We start from the raw sequence: 22,370 nt of genomic DNA on the forward strand, positions 1-22,370 counted from the left end.
AAAAGAAAAGACACTCTTAGCGAGTGTCTTTTAGCGCTTATTTCGTTTGTTGCTTATTCATCGCGCTCATCATTTGATTGATTTTCTTTTGGGAAGGTTTTTGTCYCATTTGCATCATCATCATTTTTAACATTTGTTCATTAATTGGTGGATTTTTTTCTAAGTAGTTCATCATGTATTTGCGGGCAATGAAAAATCCTAACGCCACGCCTGCTACTAGTGCTACTACGCCCACTAGAATACCTAACCAAATTGGCATATATTTTCCTCCTTCATGTTGTCTACCTTACAGTGTACTAAAACCTTTTCAATAAGACAAGATACAATTCGACATTTTTTACACATATGTTCGTACTTGTTTTAGAGGATTCAGCCATCCGTACTTTGTATTTTCATAATCCATAGCTAAAAATGTTAATTCACACTTTCTTAACACCTCAAAGAAAGTCGTTTCCATAGAAACGTTTCCAGAGGTATTCATGCGAATATAGTGCGGTTTCACCATTATTTCGCCGTATTCCGCTCCTGTATAAAGTGTATGTGTATGATGTGTTCGATCATATTTACCAAGAACGCGCAAAGCTTGTTCTAATTTATGGTGAATTTTCATTACTTGTAATGGCATCGTTATATACATCATTTGTTTATATAACACTTTTCTCTCCGAAAGGGACCCAGATTCTGAAAATCTAGCAAATAAATCAAAAAACAAATATTCACGACCAAAGTAAGCTTTCGCAATATCCTCTTGAATTAAATACAATTCATACGTTTTCATCTTTCGCCTCCCAATCTGGACAACCTTTTCCCTTCATTATATAGAAGAAATTTTGCAATGATTGTCTGACTGCGGAGAGATAAAAAACTTTTTCTGTCGAAAAAACTCATTTACATAGAAAAATCTCTCCATGCCGGAGAGATTTTTCTAAAATCATTAAAGCATTTCTTTTACTTTACGAACAACGTTCTCTACAGTAAATCCATACTCTTCCATAATCTTCTCACCAGGAGCAGAAGCACCGAATGTATCGATACCTAACACATCTCCGTCAAGACCTACGTAACGGTGCCATCCGAATGTAGCACCCATTTCGATTGCGAAACGTTTTGTTACGGCTTTCGGTAATACAGATTCTTTGTACTCAGCTGTTTGAGCTTCAAAGCGATCCATAGATGGCATGCTGACAACAGCTGCGTCAACGCCGTCTACTGCTAACGCTTTTTGCGCTTCAACAGCTAGACTTACTTCAGATCCAGATGCAAGTAAGATTACATCAGCTGTTTCTTTCTTGCTTGCAGAAACTACATATGCACCTTTTGCTACTTTTTCATACGTATCTTCTTTTGCACCTTCTAATGTTGGAAGGTCTTGACGAGTTAATACTAAAGCAGTTGGTTTGTTTGTAGATTCTAGAGCTAGTCTCCAAGCTGCAACAGATTCGTTACCATCAGCTGGACGAATAACAGATACATTTGGCATTGCACGTAGCGCTGCTAATTGCTCGATTGGTTCATGTGTTGGACCATCTTCACCAACAGCGATACTGTCGTGTGTGAATACATACGTTACTGGCAATTGCATTAATGCTGCAAGACGAATTGCTGGACGTAAGTAGTCAGAGAATACGAAGAACGTACCACCGTAAGTTTTTAAACCGCCATGTAGTGCAATACCGTTCATTGCTGCACCCATTGCGAACTCACGTACACCGTACCAAATGTTTTTTCCGCTGTAATCATCTCTTGTAAAGTCTTTTTCGTTATTCATGTATGTTTTGTTAGAACCAGCAAGGTCAGCAGATCCACCGAAGAATGATGGTACAGACTCTGCAATTGCATTAATTACAGCACCTGAAGAATTACGAGTTGCTGCTTTTGATCCTAATTCATAAGTTGGTAAGTTTTGCTCCCAACCTTCTGGAAGAAGACCATTCATTGCCGCTTGTAATTCGTTTGCTAATTCTGGGTATGCTTGTGCATATTCACCTAGCATAGTGTTCCACGCTGCTTGCGCAGTTTCACCAACATCTTGTACAGTTTTACGGAAGTTGTCATATACTTCTTCTGCTACATGGAAGTCTTGCTCAGCAGTCCAAGCATATGCTTCTTTCGTTAATTTTGTTTCGTCTACACCAAGTGGAGAACCATGTGAAGCTGATTTTCCTGATTTGTTTGGAGAACCGAAACCAATTGTCGTTCTTACTTCAATTAGCGTTGGGCGTTTTTCGTCAGCTTTCGCTTCTTCGATTGCTTTCGCGATAGCTTCAATATCGTTTCCATCCTCAACACGGATTACTTGCCATCCGTATGCTTTGTAACGATCTTCTACACTTTCAGAGAATGAACGATTTAAATCGCCATCTAATGAAATATCGTTTGAATCATAAAGCACAACAAGACGACCTAATTGTAAATGAGCAGCTAATGAAGATGCTTCAGCAGAAACGCCTTCCATTAAATCTCCATCACCACAAATAGCGTATGTATGATGATCTACTACATTATACGCATCACGGTTATATTTAGCCGCTAAATGTCTTTCAGCCATTGCCATACCTACAGCAGTTGCAATACCTTGTCCAAGTGGACCAGTAGTTGCGTCTACACCTGCTGTATGACCGTACTCAGGATGTCCTGGAGTTTTGCTTCCCCATTGACGGAAGTTCTTTAAGTCATCCATTGTTACATCATAACCAGATAGGTGAAGTAGGCTGTATAGTAACATTGAACCATGACCTGCAGATAATACGAAACGATCACGGTTAAACCACGTTGGGTTATTTGGATTGTGTTTCATAAATTGAGTCCATAATGTATAAGCCATTGGTGCTGCACCCATTGGCATTCCTGGGTGACCAGAGTTTGCTTTTTCAATCGCATCGATGGATAATGTGCGAATCGTGTTGATAGAAAGTTGTTCGATTGAATGTGACATGCTATTCTTCCCTTCGCTTATATTAGTAAACGTTTTATACATTTATATGATAGCTTCCCACGCAAGATTATACAACATGTATCGACAAATATGTTGATATTTTTTTAGCTTTTCATAAAAAAATCAATGATTTCGGGAATGTATGGGTATTCAATATGACATACTTTTTCATTATTTTTATTTTAAAAAGAAAGGGAATTATCTGTATATTTATTCATCATTTTCAAATTCCATAATGCAAAATATATCCTTCCCCATTTTTCACTCTGCAAAGCAAACGAATAAAAGAATTTAAATCTTGGCATAATTTATCTCGATCAAATACGTATCTTTCATATCCTCCATCAGTATTATTATCATTTTCCCATTGAAACTGCCCTGTCAGTTCGATTGTTTCTGGCGCTAGAGAAAACATGTTAACTAGCGAACAAAATAACTGTTCTGCTATCACTGCCCCTTGCTGTTCTATTTTCGTAATACCATAATAGTGAATTCCAAACCCTTCTGCTCTTTTCGCTGGATAATAGGTCGGAATCCAATGGGTAAAATCTAATAGATATACGATTAGCTCATCACTTAATACAACACACTCATCTATCGTTGCCTCTTCTTTATATAGAAAACAAGGTTCAATCCAATCTATACCTATAAAATCCAACCCTTTTTTTTCATTCGAAACAAATACAAACTCGTGCTGTAAAGCCAAATTATCCCCCCTATTGCTCACATTTATTATTCTTATTATATAAAAAAGCACCTTTTATAGGTGCTTAAAATAAATTATACAATTTTCTTCCGTATCGAACTTGAAATAAAATCAATGATAATTACCATTAAAATAATACCCAATAAAATAATACCCACACGAGACCAATTGCGTGAACTCAGTGCAAAAATTAGAGGCGTACCAATCCCACCTGCTCCAATAACACCTAAAATGGCAGCGGATCGTACATTAATTTCGAACCTGTATAACGTATACGATAGAAAATCCGGTAATACTTGTGGCAATACTGCATACCAAAGTATTTGAAAGCGATTCGCACCTGTAGCTATTAACGCTTCCGTCGGTCCTTTATCTATATTTTCAATTCCTTCTGAATATAATTTCCCTAACATTCCGATAGAGTGTAATCCTAAAGCTAGAACTCCGGCAAAGGAGCCTGGTCCAACAGCTTTTATAAATAAAAGAGCCATAACTAATTCAGGAAATGTACGAACAAAACTAAGTACAAATTTCCCAGTTCCTGCCGTTAATTTTCCACTGCTCATATTCGTTGCCGCCCAAAAAGCGAATGGAACAGATAAAAAGGCAGAAATAAATGTACCTAATATCGCAATTGCCAACGTATCAATTAAGCCATGTAATAAATCTTCACCATCTGGCAAAGATACATACGACCAATCTGGATTCAATACACCTGTCATAATTGCTTTTGTAATTTCTCCTGCCGTATCCTTTATTCCCTCTAGCGGGACTCCTGAAAAAGCCCATACATAAACAAATGCAAGTGCTATAAAAATAAACCAGCGATACACACTCGGTTTCTTCGGTTTTGGTACAATTATCGTCGTTTTACTCATTATAATTTCTCCCGCAACAATGTACTTACATAATCAATTAACAATACAACAACAAGAGTATAAATAATAATAGATGCAGTTTGTTGATATTGTAAAAATCCAAGTGTACGGTCATAATACAACCCAATACCACCCGCTCCTACTAAACCTAAAACAGCTGCTGCACGTACATTCACCTCAAATGTATAAAGAACATAGGAGACAAAATGTGCTTTCACTTGCGGAATTACCCCATACACAATCCATTGCACTTTATTTGCTCCTACTGCTGTCATCGCCTCTAATGGACCTGGATCAATCGATTCCATTGACTCATACAACAATTTCGCCACGAGCCCAATTGAGAAAAAAGTAAGAGCTAAAATACCTGGAAGTGGTCCTATTCCAAAAATAGCTACGAAAATTGCTGCTAATAATAAATCTGGTATCGTTCGGATAAAATTTAAAACCAATCGAGCTGGACCGTACAAAAATGTACTAGTAAACACATTACTTGCCGCAAATAGTGCCAGTGGAATAGCTAAAATCGCTCCTAAAGTCGTCCCAATAATCGCCATACGTATTGTATCTAACATCGCTGTTGTAATAACTTGAAAATAACTCCAATCAGGCGGCACCATCTCTTTTAACAAATCAATCATATCGGGAAAACCAACTACTAGTTTTGAAAATGATGCGTCAACCTGTACACTACTTCCCCACAACAGTAAAATGACTAGAATAGCCGTTAACATATGTTTCAACTTACTCGGCGGCTTCGGTATCGATTTCGAATATATCGTCGCGTCATTCATTTAACTGCCACCTCTAATAATTCACTTTTCTGCGCTACGTCTCCATAAATTTCAGCAAATTTTTCATCCGTTGCCTCTTCTACTGAACCATCAAAAACAATTTCGCCTGCATGTAATCCAATAATGCGTGTCGCATATTGCCTAGCTAAATCAATAGAATGTAAGTTTACAATTGTTGTAATCCCAAAATCTTCATTAATTTTTTTCAAATCATCTAATACTTGCTTTGTTGTTAGCGGATCTAACGACGCAACAGGTTCATCTGCCAATATGATTTTTGCTTCTTGTGCCAACGCTCTAGCAATCGATACACGTTGCTGTTGTCCTCCTGATAATTCATCAGCTCGCGCATATGTTTTTTCTAAAATATTCACCCTTTTTAACGATTGAAAGGCAAGCTCCAAATCTTCTTTTGGAAATAGACCTAACGTTGTACGAAAAGTCGAATGGTATCCAACACGCCCAGCTAATACATTCTTCAAAACTGTTGATCGTTTTACAAGGTTAAAACTTTGAAAAATCATACCAATATCCCGGCGCATGCGTCGTAATTCTTTTCCTTTCGCAGCAGTAATAGACTCACCTTCAATCAAGATTTCTCCTTCTGTAATCTCATGAAGGCGATTTACCGATCTAAGAAGTGTAGACTTTCCAGCCCCCGACAGCCCTACCATTACAACAAACTCACCTTTTTGAATGTTCAAGTTTATATTATTCAATCCTTTTGTACCATTCGGATACATTTTGGAAACATTTCGAAATTCTATCACACATCTTACCTACCTTCTATGTATTCAAAATGGCAAACTAACTGGAAACATACACCTTCCAGTTAGCTGCCATTTCCATATGTATTATTGCGTTTTTACTTTCTTTCCATATTCACGAACGATATCAAATTTACTATCATCAGATTTAACATATCCTTCATGTGAATATACTTCTTTAATGATTTTGTGACCTTCCTCATTCTTTCCTATTTCAATGAAAGCGTCCTGTAATTTCTTACTCCACTCTGCATCTAAATCAGAACGTACCGAAATCGTATCGTTAGGAATTTTTTCCGTAAATTTCACTATTTTCGTTTGATCGAATATATTCGGATAATCTTTTTTCACAATATTACGAGCATCTTGGAATACAACAGATACATCTACATCACCATTTAAAAGAGCAATCAGCGACTGATCGTGACCTTTTAATGTAACAGGTTTCACATCCTTTAGCGGATCAATTCCCTCTTTTAACAATACAGCCGCAGGCCATACATACCCCGCTGATGACGTTACATCTTGATAACCAATTTTTTTACCTTTTAAATCTTTTACACTGTTAATATTTGAATCTTTCTTAACTACAAACTCAGATTTATAAAAGTCTACTAAATCCTTTGTAGGAGCTCCCGTTTCATCATCTACTCCAAAACGTTGTGCTTGTAAAATTACGTTTGCAGCCTTTTTCTCATGCGCTAGCACATACGCTGTTGGAGGTAAAAACCCTACATCTACTTGCTTAGACGCCATCGCTTCTACAATTGTATTGTAATTCGTTGAAATACTAACTTTTACCGGAACATTTAATTTATCACTTAATAACTTTTCCAATGGTTTTGCCTTTGCCTCTAACGTATCTGCATTTTGAGAAGGAACAAATTGAACATTTAAAGTCTTCGGTACATAACCTTTTTTCGTATCTTCAGTTTTACTTGCACTTGATTCTTTCGTTCCACAACCACTTAATAATCCCGCCGCTAGTACAACTGTCGTACTCATTGCAAAAACTTTTTTCAACATATTATTGCCTCCAATTTTGTTGTTATAAAATTGCCTTCCGTAAACATGAAGAAATATATCACACATTTTCACGTATATTTTCTTATTTACAGAATCTTTACACATTCTATACATTCTCATTAAAATTCTCTTCATATATTTGATATGCTTAATTAGTAGATAACAATAGAAAAGGTGAATGATATTGAATCCAAATCAAATTGTAACTTTAAACATTTTATTAACAAGTGATATACATGGCACTGTTTATCCAATTCACTACCAAGATAACTCCCAAGCTGAAATTGGTTTAGCCAAAATTTCTACTCTTATAAAAAAAGAACGTTCCCAAAATAGAAACGTTCTTTTAATTGATAACGGTGACTTCATACAAGGAACACCCTTTACTTATCATTACGCTACATATGAAGAAGATAAGAAAAATCCAATGTCTTTATTAGCGAACTATTTACGTTATGATGCTGCAGTTATTGGGAATCATGAATTTAATTATGGAATGGACATATTAAATAATGCTATTTCTACTGCAAACTTTCCGTATCTATCAGCAAATATTTTAGATAAAAACAGAAAAGAACCTTATTTCGGGAAACCATATATAATAAAACATATTGAATCAAATATAAAAATTGCTATTTTAGGGATGACAACGCATTACATTCCCAATTGGGAACAACCCCATCACATTCAAGATTTACAATTTGAAGATGCATTAGAAACAACAAAAAGATGGGTTTCTTACATTCGCGAACACGAGAAACCCGATTTATTAGTCGTAGCCTACCATGGGGGATTTGAACGCGATTTACAAACTGGGGTACCGACTGAAGTTTTAACAGGTGAAAACCAAGGATATGCAATGTGCCATGAAATTGAAGGCATAGACATTTTACTAACAGGCCACCAACACCGGGAAATCGCTCACACCGTAATGAATGGTGTAACAATTTTACAGACTGGATGCAATGGACACTCCGTTGGAAAAGTAACAGTAACATTCGAAAAAACAGAAAAAAAATGGGTAAAAAAAGAGAGTGATTCACAATTATTGCCCGTACAAGGAATTGAGGCTGACCATCATATTCTTTCCTTGGTTGCCGATTATGAAGAAAAAACACAAAATTGGCTCGATCAACCTATTGGAGTAATCTATGGGAACATGCAAATTTCAGATGCTATGCAAACTCGTTTGCAAGACCATCCTTTTATTGAATTCATAAATAAAATACAGATGGATATAGCTAATGTTTCCATTTCTTGTACAAGCTTATTCCATAATACATCTCCAGGTTTCCCGAAATATGTAACAATGCGTGACATCGTTTCTAATTATATTTATCCAAATACATTAAAAGTAATTAGAATAACTGGAGCGGATATAAAAGATGCCCTTGAACTCTCTGCTTCTTATTTCATATTAAAAGCAGATGGAACTATCATCGTAAACCCCACCTACATAGAACCAAAGCCGCAACACTATAATTACGATATGTGGGAAGGAATTTCGTACGTATTAAACATTTCCAAACCAATTGGCGAGAGAGTAGAATCCTTACAGTATAAAGGCGCTCCACTTCATATGAATGAAGAATATGACGTCGTTATGAATAATTATCGCGCAAGTGGCGGAGGGAACTTCTTTATGTTTCAAAATAAGACCGTAATAAAAGACATACCAACAGATATGTCTGAACTTATCGCTAACTATATATTGAAGCACAAAAAGATAGAAGCAACAGTCAATAACAACTGGAAAGTTATTAAATAACGGATATAATAAATAAAAAAGATGGGCTTCGCCCATCTTTTAGTTTAATTTTGCATTATCTTGCTTTTTTAAAGCTTTTAATTTCGCCGGTGTAACATCAGTACCTTCTTCGTTAACAACTTTAATTCCTTTAAGTTCGTTTAACATATTTTGACGAAATCCTTTTAAATATTGTTCACGTAGCGATTGGCGCTCACGTTGTTCTTCTTCAGTTAAACCTTCAGCTTTTGCTTTTTTCGCTAAGAAGTTAATGCGTTCAATGAGTTCGTGACTTTGCATCTCGAATCCCCCTTTTACTCAAAACTGATTATTATCATACAATAGTTAGTCCTCTTTATCAAGCAATTGCTTTGTATATTCTACATATCTTCGATGTACAGTTGCTTTTGAAACATCATGACCAAAACCACGAAGTGTTGCTGCAATTTCTTCAAAAGTTAATTCATTCCGGCGTAAACGTACAATTTCCTCAATTGGCACTTCTTTTTTCTCACGTCCTATACTTAAATGACGATTTTTCAAATTATTCTCTGGACGAAATCCTTTCTCTACCGCTCTTTGCATGCCACGTTTAATTTTTAAATTGTGGATCTTTCTTTGATACTCTTCAACAATCCCAATTATATCTAGTACCATCGAATCAGAGTCAGAGAGTTCTAATTCTCCATTATGCGTATGCGTATATACTTTTATTCCCTCTTTATGTAAACAGTGCATTAATGCAATCTTTGCATTCCCTCTACCAAGGCGCGTTTCATCTTGTATGAGAAGTACATCAACTTGTTCATCGCGAATTGTATCTAGCACTTCTAATATGCCATCACGTTCAATTGTATAACCACTAGCCTGCTCCTCAATCACCTTTACAACATTCATTTGATAGCGCTCAGCTAAATGCAATAATTCATCTTTTTGACGCAATAATGATGTTTCCTGTTCTTCTTTTGTTGTGCTCACACGTGCATAAATAATTGCATTCATATTGAACCCTTCTTTCTCACTATATTTTCCTTATAGTGTATCATAAATTCGTCTTTCGTTCGAACTTATGTTTGTAGAATGTTTTTTCGCATGTTATACTTATTAATAAGAAAAATGAAAGAAAACGAGGTGTTAGAAAACATGGAAAAGTTAACGAAACGCCAGCAAGACATTCTCGACTTTATTAAGCTAAAAGTACAAGAAAAAGGATATCCACCTTCCGTACGTGAAATCGGTCAAGCAGTCGGCCTCGCTTCTAGTTCTACAGTGCACGGACATTTATCACGACTAGAAGAAAAAGGATATATTCGACGCGATCCAACAAAACCACGAGCAATTGAAATTTTAGGTGACAACCGAATGGATACAGAGACACAATCTGTTATTCAAGTTCCAATTGTCGGAAAAGTTACTGCTGGATTACCTATTACAGCAGTTGAAAGTGTAGAAGATCATTTCCCACTTCCAGCTAGCATTGTTGCTGGAGCAGACCAAGTATTTATGTTACGTATTTCCGGAGATAGTATGATTGAAGCTGGTATTTTCGATGGAGATTTAGTTGTTGTTCGCCAACAACAGTCTGCATACAACGGTGAAATTGTAGTCGCTTTAACAGAAGATAACGAAGCAACTGTAAAACGTTTCTATAAAGAAAAAGACCATTTCCGTCTACAACCGGAAAACTCTTCATTAGAACCTATCATTTTAAAACAAGTGTCAGTTATTGGAAAAGTAATTGGCGTATATCGTGATTTACATTAAGAATAATAAAAGAAGATAATTACCTTATTTATATACGGTAATTATCTTCTTTTTTTGTATTTTGATAGATTTTCATACATTTTATTTCTTATGAACGAGTTTCAATCGTCACATCGCCAGCAGCTGTTTTACCACTAATCTTTTTACTACCATTGCCAATTGTTATATTTTTATTTTCTTCATTAAAAATCATTACTTCGCCAGCAGCACTTTGCCCAGTTATAACTGCATCTTGTGGTTTTTCTAATAAAGTAATATCTACATCCCCAGCGGTTGAACTTGCCTCTACATCATATTTAGGATCATGATCCATAATATGCACTTCCCCGCTAGCCGACTTCGCAGTTACTTTTCCTATTACCTTCTTAAAGCTCACCTCACCAGCTTTTGAAGATCCTTCCACACTTTTTGCTGTGACATTTTTCAAATCTACTTCTCCAGCGAGTGTCCCAACACTTACACAATCACTTTTCACATCACTTATTTCTATTTGTCCAGCTGATGAATTTATTTTTATCTCTTGGTATGAACGTTCAGGCACAAGGAGAGTTATTGTAGACGTTTGAAATCTAAAATCGTAAAAAGAAAAATCAAATGAAGCACCTTTTTCTCTTTCCCCAATAATTTTTAATGTGTCACCATCTTCGGCAATACGAACCTCGTGTTTACGTACATCTCCTGATTGCTTTACATAAAAAGAAGAGTCGGGAGATTTTTGGACAACAATATCCCCAGCATCTAACTTAACTTCTATATTTTTTAGTGTTTCGTTTTTAATTACGTCTTCTTTATTTCCTTCTTCTGCAGTTTGCACTGCTTTTTCATATGTTTGTGAAATCCCTATTACTCCAATAATGATACAAGCGATAGCTACTAACAATATTTTCTTCATCATCTACTCCCCTTTTATCATTTTGAAGTTCCATATTACATAACGTACGCATAACTTTTTAAACCACTTCGTACTATAATAAGCGATAATACATAACAACAAACCTACTCCAACAAACGTTATACTAACGAATAAATCCAACCATATAAAAGTACCCATAAATACTTTTCCAATAACGAAAAATGGTGTCACTACACTAGCAATTCCACCGAGCCAGAAGGAAAATATAAAAGCAATAATTGCAACTAACGGGCCTAACACAATAATAAAATTAAACAAACTAAGTCCAATCGCTGCCATAACAGCCCTTGTTATATTGGTAGTTGATGGGTCCTTGTTCATTTCGTCAAAGCGATACAAAGCAAGTAAGTCTTTTGCAATTACTTTCGGAGAGCCAAGGCCCTTTATTATTTCCGATTCAGTTTTTCCTTCTTCTATTCCAAACTGAAAATGCTCTTCATAATCAAATAAAATATCTTTCCTCTCTTCTTCCGGTAACTTTCTAAGATGACTTGATAATTCTTTAAGAAACTGTTCTTTACTCATCCCATTCCACCCCTTCAATAATTTCTTGTACGCCTTTTGCAAAATCACGCCACTCCGTTACTAACAAATTCAGTTGCGTTTCCCCTTGCTCAGTTAGTTGATAATATTTACGAGGCGGTCCCTCTGTAGATTCTTTTAAATACGTTTGAAAATATCCTTCTTTCGTTAAACGACGTAATAAAGGATACACTGACCCTTCCGATATTAAAAATTTATTTGAGATTTGCTGAACAAGTTCATAGCCGTAACAATCTTTACGTTTCACAAGTGCTAAAACACACAGTTCTAACACGCCTTTTTTAAACTGAACGTTCAAGGTCAATCCCCCTTTCTCATTTCAGTACTATTCAATACACGGTACCCGTTATATCCATAATATACCACTTAGTATTATTCATTGCAAGGTACTATATTTTTCAATACTTAATTTTCGAATTAAATACATCCACACCATATTTCAACTTCCACATTTTCATTCATAGCTAGCACGCATTTTAAATAATCCACATGACTTTTTTCGAGCACTTTGCGGGCACCCATCTAATTCATTTCACAAGCCTTTATATTTGCCCACAAATAAAAAAAAGCCCTGATACCGTAGTATCAAGGCTTTTTTCTCTCTTAGTATAGAGACATATATTGATCGCGTTCCCATTGGTGAACTTGCGTGCGGAAGATGTCCCACTCAATCTCTTTTGCTTCGATGAAGTGCTCAAGTAAATGTTCTCCTAGTGCACCGCATACTACTTCATTAGATTGTAATGTAACTAATGCTTGCGCTAATGTTGCTGGTAAGTCAACGATACCTGCTTCTTCGCGCTCTTCTTTTGTCATTACATAGATGTTACGGTCTACTGCAGCTGGTGGAGTTAATTTGTTTTTAATTCCATCAAGACCTGCTGCTAATAATGTAGCCATTACTAAATATGGGTTTGCAGCTGGGTCAACACTACGTACTTCTACGCGTGTACTAATACCACGAGATGCAGGGATACGTACTAATGGGCTACGGTTTTGTGCAGACCATGCTACATAACAAGGAGCTTCGTATCCAGGTACTAAACGCTTGTAAGAGTTTACAGTTGGATTTGCTACCGCTGTAAATGCTGGTGCATGTTTTAAAATACCTGCGATGAAGTGACGAGCATCATCACTTAATTGTAAGTCACCGTTTTGATCGAAGAATACGTTCTCACCATTTTTGAATAGTGATAAGTTACAGTGCATACCTGAACCGTTCACACCATATAATGGTTTTGGCATAAATGTTGCGTGTAAACCGTGTTTACGAGCAATTGTTTTTACAACAAGTTTGAATGTTTGAATGTCATCACATGAGCGAATTGCATTTGCATATTTAAAGTCAATTTCGTGTTGCCCTGGAGCAACCTCATGGTGAGACGCTTCAATTTCAAAGCCCATTTCTTCAAGTTCAAGAACGATATCACGACGACAGTTTTCCCCTAGATCCATCGGCGCAAGGTCGAAGTATCCACCGTTATCGTTTAATTCTAATGTTGGATTTCCTTTTTCATCTACTTTAAATAGGAAGAATTCTGGCTCTGGTCCAAGATTGAAATCTGAGAATCCCAATGCTTCCATTTCTTTTAATACACGCTTTAAGTTGTTACGTGGATCGCCATCAAATGGAGTGCCATCTGCATTGTAAATATCACAGATTAATCGAGCTACTTTTCCTTTTTCAGCTGTCCAAGGGAAAATTACCCAAGTATCTAAATCTGGATATAAGTACATATCAGATTCTTCAATACGTACGAAACCTTCAATAGAAGATCCATCAAACATCATTTTGTTATCAAGAGCTTTTGTTAATTGGCTCACTGGAATTTCTACGTTTTTAATTACTCCTAAAAGGTCCGTAAATTGTAAGCGGATATACTTTACATTCTCTTCTTTCGCCAAACGGAAAATATCTTCTCTTGTGTACCTAGCCATTATAAATTCCTCCTTAGTCCCTCTAAACACCTTCAGAATCAGTTATCTTTAGTGAAAAAACCTTGAAATGTCACCTTGTCGCAATGAAGTCCGATTAAATCTACCTGTATGTTGTAGTTCATCTCGAAGTATTTTGCGAAGCTCAGTTTTTGAAATTTCTTTCGTTTCTTCTTTTACTTTCACTGTTTCTGTTTGATTTACTTTCATTAGTAACACTTGTTTAATACCAGCCATATTCAAGCCTTGATCTAATAAATCTTTAATCTCTAACAACTTATCTACATCGTTAAATGAAAATAATCTACGATTCCCCTTTGTACGGGTTGGAGAAACAAGATTATGCTCTTCATAGTAGCGAATTTGACGTGCAGATAATTGTGTTAAATCCATAACAATACCAATAGGAAACAGCGGGGCAGAACGTCTATCTTCTTTCATTGTTTCAGTTCCTCCTTCGCCTTAACTGCTTCTCATTTTATACCATGTTATGTTTAGTGTCAATAGATGTTAGCTTTTCTTACATGATTTTTTTATAAATTTTTTCATTCTTTTTTCTAATGAGATTAATCATTACTTTCACACGAAAAAAGCTGTCGAAATCGACAGCTTCCCCTTAAGAAATTGTTAATAATTCTTTTTCAATTAACGCATCAATTGCAGAACAAATCGCAATCTTCACATGTGAATAAGTTAATCCACCTTGCACGTAAGCAACATAAGGCGGACGAATTGGACCATCAGCTGACAATTCAATACTTGCACCTTGAATAAACGTTCCCGCAGCCATAATTACATCATCTTCATAACCCGGCATATAGTTGGCATATGGAGTGAAGTGAGAATTAATTGGAGATGCATATTGAATCGCTTGGCAGAATGCAATCATACGATCTTTATCATCAAATTGAACAGACTGAATTAAATCTGTTCTTGGTGCATTCCATGCTGGTGATGTATTCATTCCTAACTTCTCTAAAAATGCAGCTGTAAAAATCGCACCTTTTAGCGCTTGTCCCGCTACATGCGGCGCTAAGAAGAAACCTTGATACATTTCTTGCAGACTGTATAAAGATGCCCCTGCTTCCGCACCGATTCCCGGAGATGTTAAACGATATGCACACGCTTCAACATACTGTTCTTTACCAACAATGTAACCACCAGTTTTAACAATTCCACCACCAGGGTTTTTAATAAGCGAACCTGCCATTAAATCTGCACCTACATGACATGGTTCTTGCTCTTCAATAAACTCACCATAACAGTTATCTACAAACACAACAACATCAGGTTTAATTTCTTTAACGAATGCTATCATCTCTTTAATTTGAGAAATAGTAAACGATGGACGAGTAGCATAACCTTTTGAGCGCTGAATCCCAATCATCTTCGTATTACTATGAATTGCAGTCGCAACAGCTCCAAAATCAACAAGCCCCTCTTCAGTAAGCGGAACTGCATTATAACCAATATTATATTCTTTAAATGAACCTACACCTTTTCCGCGTACACCAACGATTTCTTCTAATGTATCATACGGTTTGCCAGTGATGTACAATAACTCATCTCCCGGACGTAAAACACCGAATAACGCTGTAGAAATAGCATGAGTACCTGAAATAATTTGCGGACGAACAAGACCAGCTTCCGCTCCAAATACATCCGCATACACTTTTTCTAACGTATCACGGCCAATATCATCATAACCGTAACCTGTCGTCGGAATAAAATGCGAGTCACTAATTTTATGTTTACGGAAACTTTCTAACACTCGAAACTGATTGCTTTCAATTACTTCATCCGCGCGTTTATGTACTTCTGTAATCTGGCTCTCTACTTCTTTTACGATTGGAGCAATTTTTTCTCCATTTTTCAAACGATCAAACATTTTTATTTTCTCCTTCTTCCACTAAAAATCTCTTTAATTGCACATTAAGCGATGAATGAGCAAAAATATACCCCACGCAATTATATACAAATTTATCTTCCAGAAACTCCATCTTTGTTAATAGCGTCTCCGTCTTTAATAGCGTTAACAACTTACCTTCACTCGGTGGAATTCCCACTTGATAACGATTCATTTCTTCCTTCATTTTCGTTTCTATCGCTTCTTTTATATGCAATAAATCACTTTGTTCAAAGGCACTAGTCATTAAGAAGTCACTTTTCGGAAACGGAATAAAGTTTTGATGTAATTCATCTTTTTTATTATATAACGTAATAATAGGAATATGATTAATTTCAAGTTCTGACAATAATTGTTTTACTGTTTTCTCATGCCCTACATAATTAGGATCCGCTGAATCAACTACATGTAAAATAACATCCGCTTCACCAGCTTCTTCTAATGTCGAACGAAAAGCAGCAATTAATGACGTAGGTAAATCTTGTATAAAGCCCACCGTATCAGTTAGTAATACTGTATAACCTGAAGGTAACGGCATCTTCCTTGTCGTCGGGTCTAGCGTTGCAAACAACAAGTTTTCTTCAAACGTATCTGCTTCCGTCAATCTATTAAACAGTGTAGATTTTCCCGCATTCGTATACCCTATTAATGAAACTTGAAATACTTTATTATCTTTTCTTCTCTCACGATATCTTTTTCGATGCTCCACAACAACTGCAAGTTGTTTCTTTATTTCATCAACGCGTGATCGAATATGACGACGATCCGTCTCAAGTTTCGTCTCACCCGGCCCTCTCGTTCCAATACCACCACCAAGACGTGATAAAGACAATCCTTGCCCCATAAGACGTGGCATTGTATATTGCAACTGAGCTAATTCTACTTGAAGCTTACCTTCCCTCGACTTCGCACGTTGCGCAAAAATATCTAATATTAGTTGCGTTCGATCAATCACCCTCGCATCTAATACTGAGGATAAATTCCGAATTTGACTCGGCGTTAATTCGTTATTAAATACGATAACATCCGGTTCTAATTCTTCCGTTAACATTGTAAGCTCTTCTAATTTACCTTTACCTATATAGGTCGCCGGATGAAACTTCGGTCGTTTTTGCGTTGTAGACACTAACAATTCTGCTCGTGCAGTCTTCGCTAGCGATGCAAGCTCTTTCATGGAATGCATAAACTTTTCATCATCATCTTGTGGCAATTGACAGCCTACTAATATGACTTTTTCTTTTTCTTCCATCAAATATGTTCACTCATCCTTTTCGAAATTTAAACCTTCTAATATAATAGCAGAGGAAGCACATTTCATCTAGTTAGCGGGGGAGAAAATTCATGGCATGGGAGATTTTTAGCATCATAGGCACAATCGCTTTCGCACTAAGCGGAGCCATTGTTGCAATGGAAGAGGATTATGATATTTTCGGGGTGTATATTTTAGGAATGGCAACCGCATTTGGGGGAGGTGCCCTTCGTAATTTATTAATCGGTTATCCGATTGTCGCGTTTTGGCAACAAGACATGTTATTCCAAATCGCACTACTATCAATGACGATTATTTTTCTTTTTCCTAATAAATTAATTAGACATTGGAAAAAGTGGGAAAATATCACTGATGCTATTGGCTTATCAGCATTCGCCGTACAAGGAGCATTATATGCTCAAAAATTAAATTTACCAATTAGCGCTACAATCGTAGCAGCTGTTTTAACTGGTATTGGCGGTGGTATCATCCGCGATCTTTTAGCCCGCAGAAAACCTCTCGTCCTTCGAGCTGAAGTATATGCCTTTTGGACGATTCTAGCAGGTTTCTTAATCGGCGCTCAAATTATTGTTAGCGATTGGGCTCTATATACCTTATTCATTTTAATTGTTTGCTTCCGCATGGTTTCTATTCATTACAAATGGCATTTACCGCATAGACGTATCGATACAAAAGAACGTTCAATGCATAAATAGCAATCTAACCTCTTTACATATCGTAAAGAGGTTTTTCTTTTCTAATGAGTTTTTCTTTACATAATGTTTATACTAATCCTCAAAGCGAGGTGAATACAAATGACAAACCATGTTAATAAAGGCGCTCAAAAAAGCTCAGTAGGTCAAATTGGACACGATCCTAATTCTGCACACGAAAAAAGCGCTAAAATGGAACACTTCCATAAATCTTATCAAGAAAAAGCAAAAAAAGAGTAAAAGCACTTATACAAAAAACAGACGCACAGTTTACGTACTGTGCGTCTCCTCTTCAAGCATCAAATCACAACTTGATATCCCAATTAAATCATATTTATCATACGTATCCTCTTGCAACAACCGCATAGCCTGTGTACGAATCGATTTTTCAACAATATTCCGTACATATCTTCCATTACTAAACGATGTAATTTGCGATGAGTACTTTACGGCATGTAAATGATCTCTAAATTTCCATTCAGCCTCTTTCGATAACTGGTATTCACGTTCTTCATACATCCTCTTCCCTATTTCTAACAGCTGATTTACTGAGTAATCCGCAAATTCAATTATAAACGGAAAACGTGATTGCAGACCTGGATTTAATGAAAGAAAGTGATTCATTTCTCTTGAATATCCGGCTAATATCAATACAAAACCGTGTTGTTTATCTTCCATATGCTTTACGAGTGTATCAATTGCTTCTTTCCCAAAATCTTTTTCTCCCCCTCGGGCTAATGAATACGCCTCATCAATAAACAAAATACCTCCCATTGCTTTTTTTATTAAATCTCTTGTTTTTTGAGCTGTATGACCGATGTACTCTCCTACAAGATCCGCACGTTCAGCTTCAACTAAGTGCCCTTTTGATAGAATATTCATCTCAAACAACAATTTCCCTATCATTCTAGCAACAGTTGTCTTCCCTGTACCTGGATTCCCTTTAAACAACATATGGAGTACTTGCTTCTCAGACTTTAACCCTATTTCTTGTCTTTTTTTATTTACATAAATCCAAGCATATATTTCTTTTATTATCTTTTTTATATCATCCATCCCAATAAGCTTTCCCATTTCTTCTTCAATTCTTTGCAGCATCTCATGTTTCGTAGTAGTTTCATTTGAAATTACTGTTTTATTTTCTGCGGCTGGTAAAGAAATTTTCTTTCGATGATTTAACACAATATTAATTTGATTATTATTTTTCTTTCGCATCGATTGTTCCATACAATCACCTCATTTTATCCCGCTATTTGCGAGCAGTAAGACTCCCACCTCAAAATTCAGCAAATATTAGGAAGTTAGGCGGCAGATAATTGCCCGTAAATGCCCGATTGGTGCAGGCTAATGATCAGCGATGGATTAACAAAATCCCACTGATTAAAATTTCGCTTTATCCACTCACCAAATATTATTATTCCTGTCTCCCTTGCAAATGACTATTTTCAGAAAAGTTTGCTATAATATAAGAAATAATGAAGGTGGTGGGACTATGGAGACAACGGAATTCCATGATACAATACAAGCCTTTTCTATTTTTTTATTGAATAAAGGCCGAAAACCTTCAACCATTAAACGTTATGTTTATGACATTGAAGATTTCGGACATTGGTTAAAAAAAAACAAAAAGCTCCCTTCCAGTAATATATGGGCTACACTTTGTACAAAAGACTATGAAGATTATTTTTTCGACTTAAAAAAGAATCGACATTACTCAGAGAAAACGATGCACCGTGTATTTATTGTATTAAATAGAATGCATCACTTTCTAAACATCCCTAATCCATTAAAGAATATGGAAATTTCTATCCAACCAGACCGCAGGCTTCGCGATGAAGATTTCATTTCATCTGATGAGGAAAAAAGATTAAAACATATAGTCTCTTCATTGGAAGGACTTTCAGAAAAACAACGTCCTGTGCGCCCTTTATTGATAGATCGTAATATCGTTATTTTAAACTTATTAATCGACTATGGATTATCCTTACAGGAACTTACAGCATTAACTCTGCATCACGTCCACTTTGAAACTAACACATTATCTATCCCAGCAACCGCAGGGGTAGAAAGAACAATTACATTAACTAACGAAGACAAAAAACAACTATATGCTTATTACAAAAGCATCCCTGAACCCGTTCGTCCAAAATATCATAGCCATGACCCATTATTTATCGCATTTGATTTTAATCGTGGAACATACAGATGGGTATACGAAAATGATGCACCGAAGGGATTAACAGAAATCGCTATCCAAAAAATGATTCGCCTTGAAGTATCTAGAGCTAATTTACGCAAAGGAATCTCAGGACAACACTTTCGTAACACCTATATTTTAAACTTAATAAAAAAAGAAACTCCGGAGTCAGAAATTATAAAACTAGCTGGATTCAAATCAAAAGTTTCACTAAAACGATATTATCAATACGCAGAAAATAGAAAAAACGCCTTATGATAAGGCGTTTTTTCTATTTTTTCTTTAAACAAACGATTTTACTATGACCATTTAACTAATTTTTGCATCTACTATGATGAGTTTCGTTCATATCCTCATGAGAAAGGAGAGATTTAATGTCTCATTTTAACGACAGTCAGAACAAATTCTCCAAACCATGCTTTCCCAGTAGCGCCGGACGAATCCCAAATACCCCATCAATCCCAGTTACTAAGGTACAACTTAGAACATTCCGTGCAATCATTATTGATTTAACAAAAATAATCCCAAAACTTTTCGCAAATCCATCTCCTCAAAACATTGAAGATCTAATCGATACATTGAACCTACTAAGTAAATTTATTTGTTCACTAGACGCTACTTCCTCCCTGAAAGCACAAGGGTTAGCTATTATTAAAAACTTAATAACTATATTAAAAAATCCAACCTTCGTAGCAAGCGCTGTATTTATCGAGCTTCAAAATCTAATTAATTATTTACTATACATTACAAAACTATTCCGAATCGACCCTTGCACACTTCAAGAGCTTCTTAAATTAATAGCAGCATTACAAACCGCTCTAGTTAATTCTGCTTCATTCATTAAAGGACCTACCGGGCCTACTGGGCCAGCAGGCGCTACTGGCGCTACCGGACCTCGAGGTAACACGGGCGCTACTGGTGCCACTGGGCCTCAAGGTAACACGGGCGCTACTGGTGCTACCGGACCTCGAGGTAACACGGGCGCTACTGGTGCTACCGGACCTCGAGGTAACACGGGTGCTACCGGTGCCACTGGGCCTCAAGGTAACACGGGCGCTACTGGTGCTACCGGTGCCACTGGGCCTCGAGGTAACACGGGTGCTACTGGTGCTACCGGTGCCACTGGACCTCGAGGTAACACGGGTGCTACCGGTGCTACCGGTGCCACTGGGCCTCAAGGTAACACGGGCGCTACTGGTGCCACTGGGCCTCAAGGTAACACAGGTGCTACCGGTGCCACTGGGCCTCAAGGTAACACGGGCGCTACCGGTGCCACTGGGCCTCGAGGTAACACAGGTGCTACTGGTGCTACCGGACCTCGAGGTAACACGGGCGCTACTGGTGCTACCGGACCTCAAGGTAACACGGGCGCTACTGGTGCCACTGGACCTCGAGGTAACACGGGTGCTACTGGTGCCACTGGGCCTCGAGGTAACACAGGCGCTACTGGTGCCACTGGGCCTCAGGGTAACACGGGTGCTACTGGTGCCACTGGACCTCGAGGTAACACGGGTGCTACTGGTGCCACTGGGCCTCAAGGTAACACGGGTGCTACTGGTGCCACTGGGCCTCAAGGCGTTCAAGGTAACACTGGTGCTACCGGTGCCACTGGACCTCAAGGCGTTCAAGGTAACACGGGCGCTACTGGTGCCACTGGACCTCAAGGTATTCAAGGTAACACGGGTGCTACTGGGCCTCAAGGTAACACTGGTGCTACCGGTGCCACTGGTATAGGAGTTACCGGACCTACCGGACCTTCTGGTGGACCTCCTGGACCTACTGGTCCTCAAGGACCTCAAGGTAACACAGGTGCTACCGGACCTCAAGGGGCTCAAGGTAACACTGGTGCTACTGGTGCCACTGGTCCTCAAGGTGTTCAAGGTAACACTGGTGCTACGGGTGCTACCGGACCTCAAGGTAACACGGGCGCTACTGGTGCCACTGGGCCTCAGGGTAACACGGGTGCTACTGGTGCCACTGGACCTCGAGGTAACACGGGTGCCACTGGTCCTCAAGGTACTCAAGGTAACACGGGTGCTACTGGTGCCACTGGTCCTCAAGGTACTCAAGGTAACACGGGTGCTACGGGTGCTACGGGTGCCACTGGTCCTCAAGGTGTTCAAGGTAACACAGGCGCTACTGGTGCTACTGGACCTCAAGGCGTTCAAGGTAATACAGGTGCTACTGGTGTCACGGGACCTCAAGGGGCCCAAGGTAACACGGGTGCTACTGGACCTCAAGGACCTCAAGGTAACACGGGTGCTACTGGTGCCACTGGTCCTCAAGGTACTCAAGGT

At 37.7% G+C, this 22,370-nt stretch carries 24 protein-coding genes; 6 read left to right on the plus strand and 18 right to left on the minus strand.

Going from position 1 to position 22,370, the window contains the following annotated elements; genetic code table 11:
• Positions 1–37: 37 nt before the first annotated feature.
• From AC1DMU_RS12765 to AC1DMU_RS12800, 8 genes are all read right to left on the minus strand, one after another.
• Positions 38–259, minus strand: coding sequence for a YneF family protein (locus AC1DMU_RS12765; protein WP_476941511.1), 222 nt, complete (start codon positions 257–259; stop codon positions 38–40).
• 78 nt (positions 260–337) lie between these two features.
• Positions 338–778 carry a sporulation inhibitor of replication protein SirA gene (gene sirA / locus AC1DMU_RS12770; protein ID WP_048527522.1) on the minus strand — a complete coding sequence of 147 codons (441 nt, stop codon included), beginning with the start codon at positions 776–778 and terminating at the stop codon, positions 338–340.
• Positions 779–934: 156 nt separating this feature from the next.
• A complete protein-coding gene (tkt, locus tag AC1DMU_RS12775) occupies positions 935–2,935 on the minus strand; it encodes a transketolase (protein ID WP_060487429.1) in 2,001 nt (666 codons plus the stop codon).
• Between the two features lie 223 nt (positions 2,936–3,158).
• Positions 3,159–3,641: a coproporphyrinogen III oxidase gene (locus tag AC1DMU_RS12780; RefSeq protein ID WP_088064230.1), complete on the minus strand. Its 483-nt coding sequence runs from the start codon at positions 3,639–3,641 to the stop codon at positions 3,159–3,161.
• A 74-nt stretch (positions 3,642–3,715) separates the two neighbouring features.
• Positions 3,716–4,519: a phosphonate ABC transporter, permease protein PhnE gene (gene phnE, locus AC1DMU_RS12785; RefSeq protein ID WP_048565869.1), complete on the minus strand. Its 804-nt coding sequence runs from the start codon at positions 4,517–4,519 to the stop codon at positions 3,716–3,718.
• Positions 4,519–5,313: a phosphonate ABC transporter, permease protein PhnE gene (phnE, locus tag AC1DMU_RS12790; protein WP_088064231.1), complete on the minus strand. Its 795-nt coding sequence runs from the start codon at positions 5,311–5,313 to the stop codon at positions 4,519–4,521. Before phnE (AC1DMU_RS12790) ends, phnE (AC1DMU_RS12785) begins: the two co-directional genes overlap by 1 nt.
• A complete protein-coding gene (phnC, locus tag AC1DMU_RS12795; protein WP_087982021.1) occupies positions 5,310–6,083 on the minus strand; it encodes a phosphonate ABC transporter ATP-binding protein in 774 nt (257 codons plus the stop codon). Before phnC ends, phnE (AC1DMU_RS12790) begins: the two co-directional genes overlap by 4 nt.
• An 84-nt stretch (positions 6,084–6,167) precedes the next feature.
• On the minus strand, positions 6,168–7,106 hold the full coding sequence (locus tag AC1DMU_RS12800; protein ID WP_088064232.1) for a phosphate/phosphite/phosphonate ABC transporter substrate-binding protein: 939 nt from the start codon (positions 7,104–7,106) through the stop codon (positions 6,168–6,170).
• 184 nt (positions 7,107–7,290) lie between these two features.
• Here AC1DMU_RS12800 and AC1DMU_RS12805 point away from each other — a divergent pair, with 184 nt between their 5' ends.
• Complete coding sequence (locus tag AC1DMU_RS12805; protein WP_088064233.1) at positions 7,291–8,874, plus strand: bifunctional metallophosphatase/5'-nucleotidase; 1,584 nt, start codon at positions 7,291–7,293, stop codon at positions 8,872–8,874.
• Between the two features lie 39 nt (positions 8,875–8,913).
• Here the strand turns inward: AC1DMU_RS12805 and AC1DMU_RS12810 are convergent, their stop codons facing one another.
• Together AC1DMU_RS12810 and AC1DMU_RS12815 are read right to left on the minus strand one after the other, a co-directional pair.
• On the minus strand, positions 8,914–9,153 hold the full coding sequence (locus AC1DMU_RS12810) for a DUF896 domain-containing protein (protein ID WP_001190582.1): 240 nt from the start codon (positions 9,151–9,153) through the stop codon (positions 8,914–8,916).
• Positions 9,154–9,198: 45 nt separating this feature from the next.
• A complete protein-coding gene (locus AC1DMU_RS12815) occupies positions 9,199–9,855 on the minus strand; it encodes a YneB family resolvase-like protein (RefSeq protein ID WP_046956545.1) in 657 nt (218 codons plus the stop codon).
• Positions 9,856–9,996: 141 nt separating this feature from the next.
• On the opposite strand from AC1DMU_RS12815, the gene lexA reads away from it, so the two are divergent.
• A complete protein-coding gene (gene lexA / locus AC1DMU_RS12820; protein WP_000413737.1) occupies positions 9,997–10,617 on the plus strand; it encodes a transcriptional repressor LexA in 621 nt (206 codons plus the stop codon).
• An 88-nt stretch (positions 10,618–10,705) separates the two neighbouring features.
• On the opposite strand, the gene AC1DMU_RS12825 is transcribed toward lexA, so the two are convergent.
• The 7 genes from AC1DMU_RS12825 to hflX form a co-directional block, all read right to left on the minus strand.
• Complete coding sequence (locus tag AC1DMU_RS12825) at positions 10,706–11,512, minus strand: DUF4097 family beta strand repeat-containing protein (protein ID WP_088064234.1); 807 nt, start codon at positions 11,510–11,512, stop codon at positions 10,706–10,708.
• On the minus strand, positions 11,513–12,055 hold the full coding sequence (locus AC1DMU_RS12830; protein WP_088064235.1) for a DUF1700 domain-containing protein: 543 nt from the start codon (positions 12,053–12,055) through the stop codon (positions 11,513–11,515).
• Positions 12,048–12,371, minus strand: coding sequence for a PadR family transcriptional regulator (locus tag AC1DMU_RS12835; protein WP_001102620.1), 324 nt, complete (start codon positions 12,369–12,371; stop codon positions 12,048–12,050). The genes AC1DMU_RS12830 and AC1DMU_RS12835 overlap by 8 nt, the downstream gene beginning before the upstream one ends.
• Positions 12,372–12,676: 305 nt before the next feature.
• The gene (gene glnA, locus AC1DMU_RS12840; RefSeq protein WP_000135338.1) at positions 12,677–14,011 is read right to left on the minus strand and encodes a type I glutamate--ammonia ligase; all 1,335 of its coding nucleotides are present in this window, start codon (positions 14,009–14,011) and stop codon (positions 12,677–12,679) included.
• A gap of 48 nt (positions 14,012–14,059) precedes the next feature.
• Positions 14,060–14,449 carry a transcriptional repressor GlnR gene (gene glnR / locus AC1DMU_RS12845; RefSeq protein ID WP_000656785.1) on the minus strand — a complete coding sequence of 130 codons (390 nt, stop codon included), beginning with the start codon at positions 14,447–14,449 and terminating at the stop codon, positions 14,060–14,062.
• 175 nt (positions 14,450–14,624) lie between these two features.
• Positions 14,625–15,896 carry a methionine gamma-lyase family protein gene (locus AC1DMU_RS12850; RefSeq protein ID WP_000460307.1) on the minus strand — a complete coding sequence of 424 codons (1,272 nt, stop codon included), beginning with the start codon at positions 15,894–15,896 and terminating at the stop codon, positions 14,625–14,627.
• Positions 15,889–17,163 (minus strand): GTPase HflX, encoded by a 1,275-nt coding sequence (hflX, locus tag AC1DMU_RS12855; protein WP_142398718.1) that lies wholly within the window; start codon positions 17,161–17,163, stop codon positions 15,889–15,891. Before hflX ends, AC1DMU_RS12850 begins: the two co-directional genes overlap by 8 nt.
• Before the next feature lie 92 nt (positions 17,164–17,255).
• Between hflX and AC1DMU_RS12860 the strand changes: the two genes are divergently transcribed.
• The gene (locus tag AC1DMU_RS12860) at positions 17,256–17,879 is read left to right on the plus strand and encodes a trimeric intracellular cation channel family protein (protein WP_000312270.1); all 624 of its coding nucleotides are present in this window, start codon (positions 17,256–17,258) and stop codon (positions 17,877–17,879) included.
• Positions 17,880–17,978: 99 nt separating this feature from the next.
• A complete protein-coding gene (locus AC1DMU_RS12865; protein ID WP_165775587.1) occupies positions 17,979–18,116 on the plus strand; it encodes a hypothetical protein in 138 nt (45 codons plus the stop codon).
• Between the two features lie 30 nt (positions 18,117–18,146).
• Here the strand turns inward: AC1DMU_RS12865 and spoVK are convergent, their stop codons facing one another.
• Positions 18,147–19,103, minus strand: coding sequence for a stage V sporulation protein K (gene spoVK, locus AC1DMU_RS12870; RefSeq protein ID WP_087982006.1), 957 nt, complete (start codon positions 19,101–19,103; stop codon positions 18,147–18,149).
• 265 nt (positions 19,104–19,368) lie between these two features.
• Here spoVK and AC1DMU_RS12875 point away from each other — a divergent pair, with 265 nt between their 5' ends.
• Positions 19,369–20,331 carry a tyrosine-type recombinase/integrase gene (locus AC1DMU_RS12875; RefSeq protein WP_088064237.1) on the plus strand — a complete coding sequence of 321 codons (963 nt, stop codon included), beginning with the start codon at positions 19,369–19,371 and terminating at the stop codon, positions 20,329–20,331.
• Between the two features lie 116 nt (positions 20,332–20,447).
• A partial coding sequence (locus tag AC1DMU_RS12880; RefSeq protein WP_476941512.1) for a collagen-like repeat preface domain-containing protein occupies positions 20,448–22,370 on the plus strand: 1,923 nt, incomplete at its 3' end.

The sequence above is a fragment of the Bacillus sp. 01N45 genome, assembly GCF_056399205.1.

Coding starts and splice junctions, on each gene's coding strand:
- tkt (WP_060487429.1), bottom strand. CDS start 2,935: ATGTCACATTCAATCGAACAACTTTCTATCAACACGATTCGCACATTA.
- phnE (WP_088064231.1), bottom strand. CDS start 5,313: ATGAATGACGCGACGATATATTCGAAATCGATACCGAAGCCGCCGAGT.
- sirA (WP_048527522.1), bottom strand. CDS start 778: ATGAAAACGTATGAATTGTATTTAATTCAAGAGGATATTGCGAAAGCT.
- AC1DMU_RS12875 (WP_088064237.1), top strand. CDS start 19,369: ATGGAGACAACGGAATTCCATGATACAATACAAGCCTTTTCTATTTTT.
- AC1DMU_RS12810 (WP_001190582.1), bottom strand. CDS start 9,153: ATGCAAAGTCACGAACTCATTGAACGCATTAACTTCTTAGCGAAAAAA.
- AC1DMU_RS12815 (WP_046956545.1), bottom strand. CDS start 9,855: ATGAATGCAATTATTTATGCACGTGTGAGCACAACAAAAGAAGAACAG.
- AC1DMU_RS12830 (WP_088064235.1), bottom strand. CDS start 12,055: ATGAGTAAAGAACAGTTTCTTAAAGAATTATCAAGTCATCTTAGAAAG.
- spoVK (WP_087982006.1), bottom strand. CDS start 19,103: ATGGAACAATCGATGCGAAAGAAAAATAATAATCAAATTAATATTGTG.
- phnE (WP_048565869.1), bottom strand. CDS start 4,519: ATGAGTAAAACGACGATAATTGTACCAAAACCGAAGAAACCGAGTGTG.
- AC1DMU_RS12800 (WP_088064232.1), bottom strand. CDS start 7,106: ATGTTGAAAAAAGTTTTTGCAATGAGTACGACAGTTGTACTAGCGGCG.
- AC1DMU_RS12850 (WP_000460307.1), bottom strand. CDS start 15,896: ATGTTTGATCGTTTGAAAAATGGAGAAAAAATTGCTCCAATCGTAAAA.
- lexA (WP_000413737.1), top strand. CDS start 9,997: ATGGAAAAGTTAACGAAACGCCAGCAAGACATTCTCGACTTTATTAAG.
- AC1DMU_RS12825 (WP_088064234.1), bottom strand. CDS start 11,512: ATGATGAAGAAAATATTGTTAGTAGCTATCGCTTGTATCATTATTGGA.
- AC1DMU_RS12865 (WP_165775587.1), top strand. CDS start 17,979: ATGACAAACCATGTTAATAAAGGCGCTCAAAAAAGCTCAGTAGGTCAA.
- glnA (WP_000135338.1), bottom strand. CDS start 14,011: ATGGCTAGGTACACAAGAGAAGATATTTTCCGTTTGGCGAAAGAAGAG.
- hflX (WP_142398718.1), bottom strand. CDS start 17,163: ATGGAAGAAAAAGAAAAAGTCATATTAGTAGGCTGTCAATTGCCACAA.
- AC1DMU_RS12860 (WP_000312270.1), top strand. CDS start 17,256: ATGGCATGGGAGATTTTTAGCATCATAGGCACAATCGCTTTCGCACTA.
- glnR (WP_000656785.1), bottom strand. CDS start 14,449: ATGAAAGAAGATAGACGTTCTGCCCCGCTGTTTCCTATTGGTATTGTT.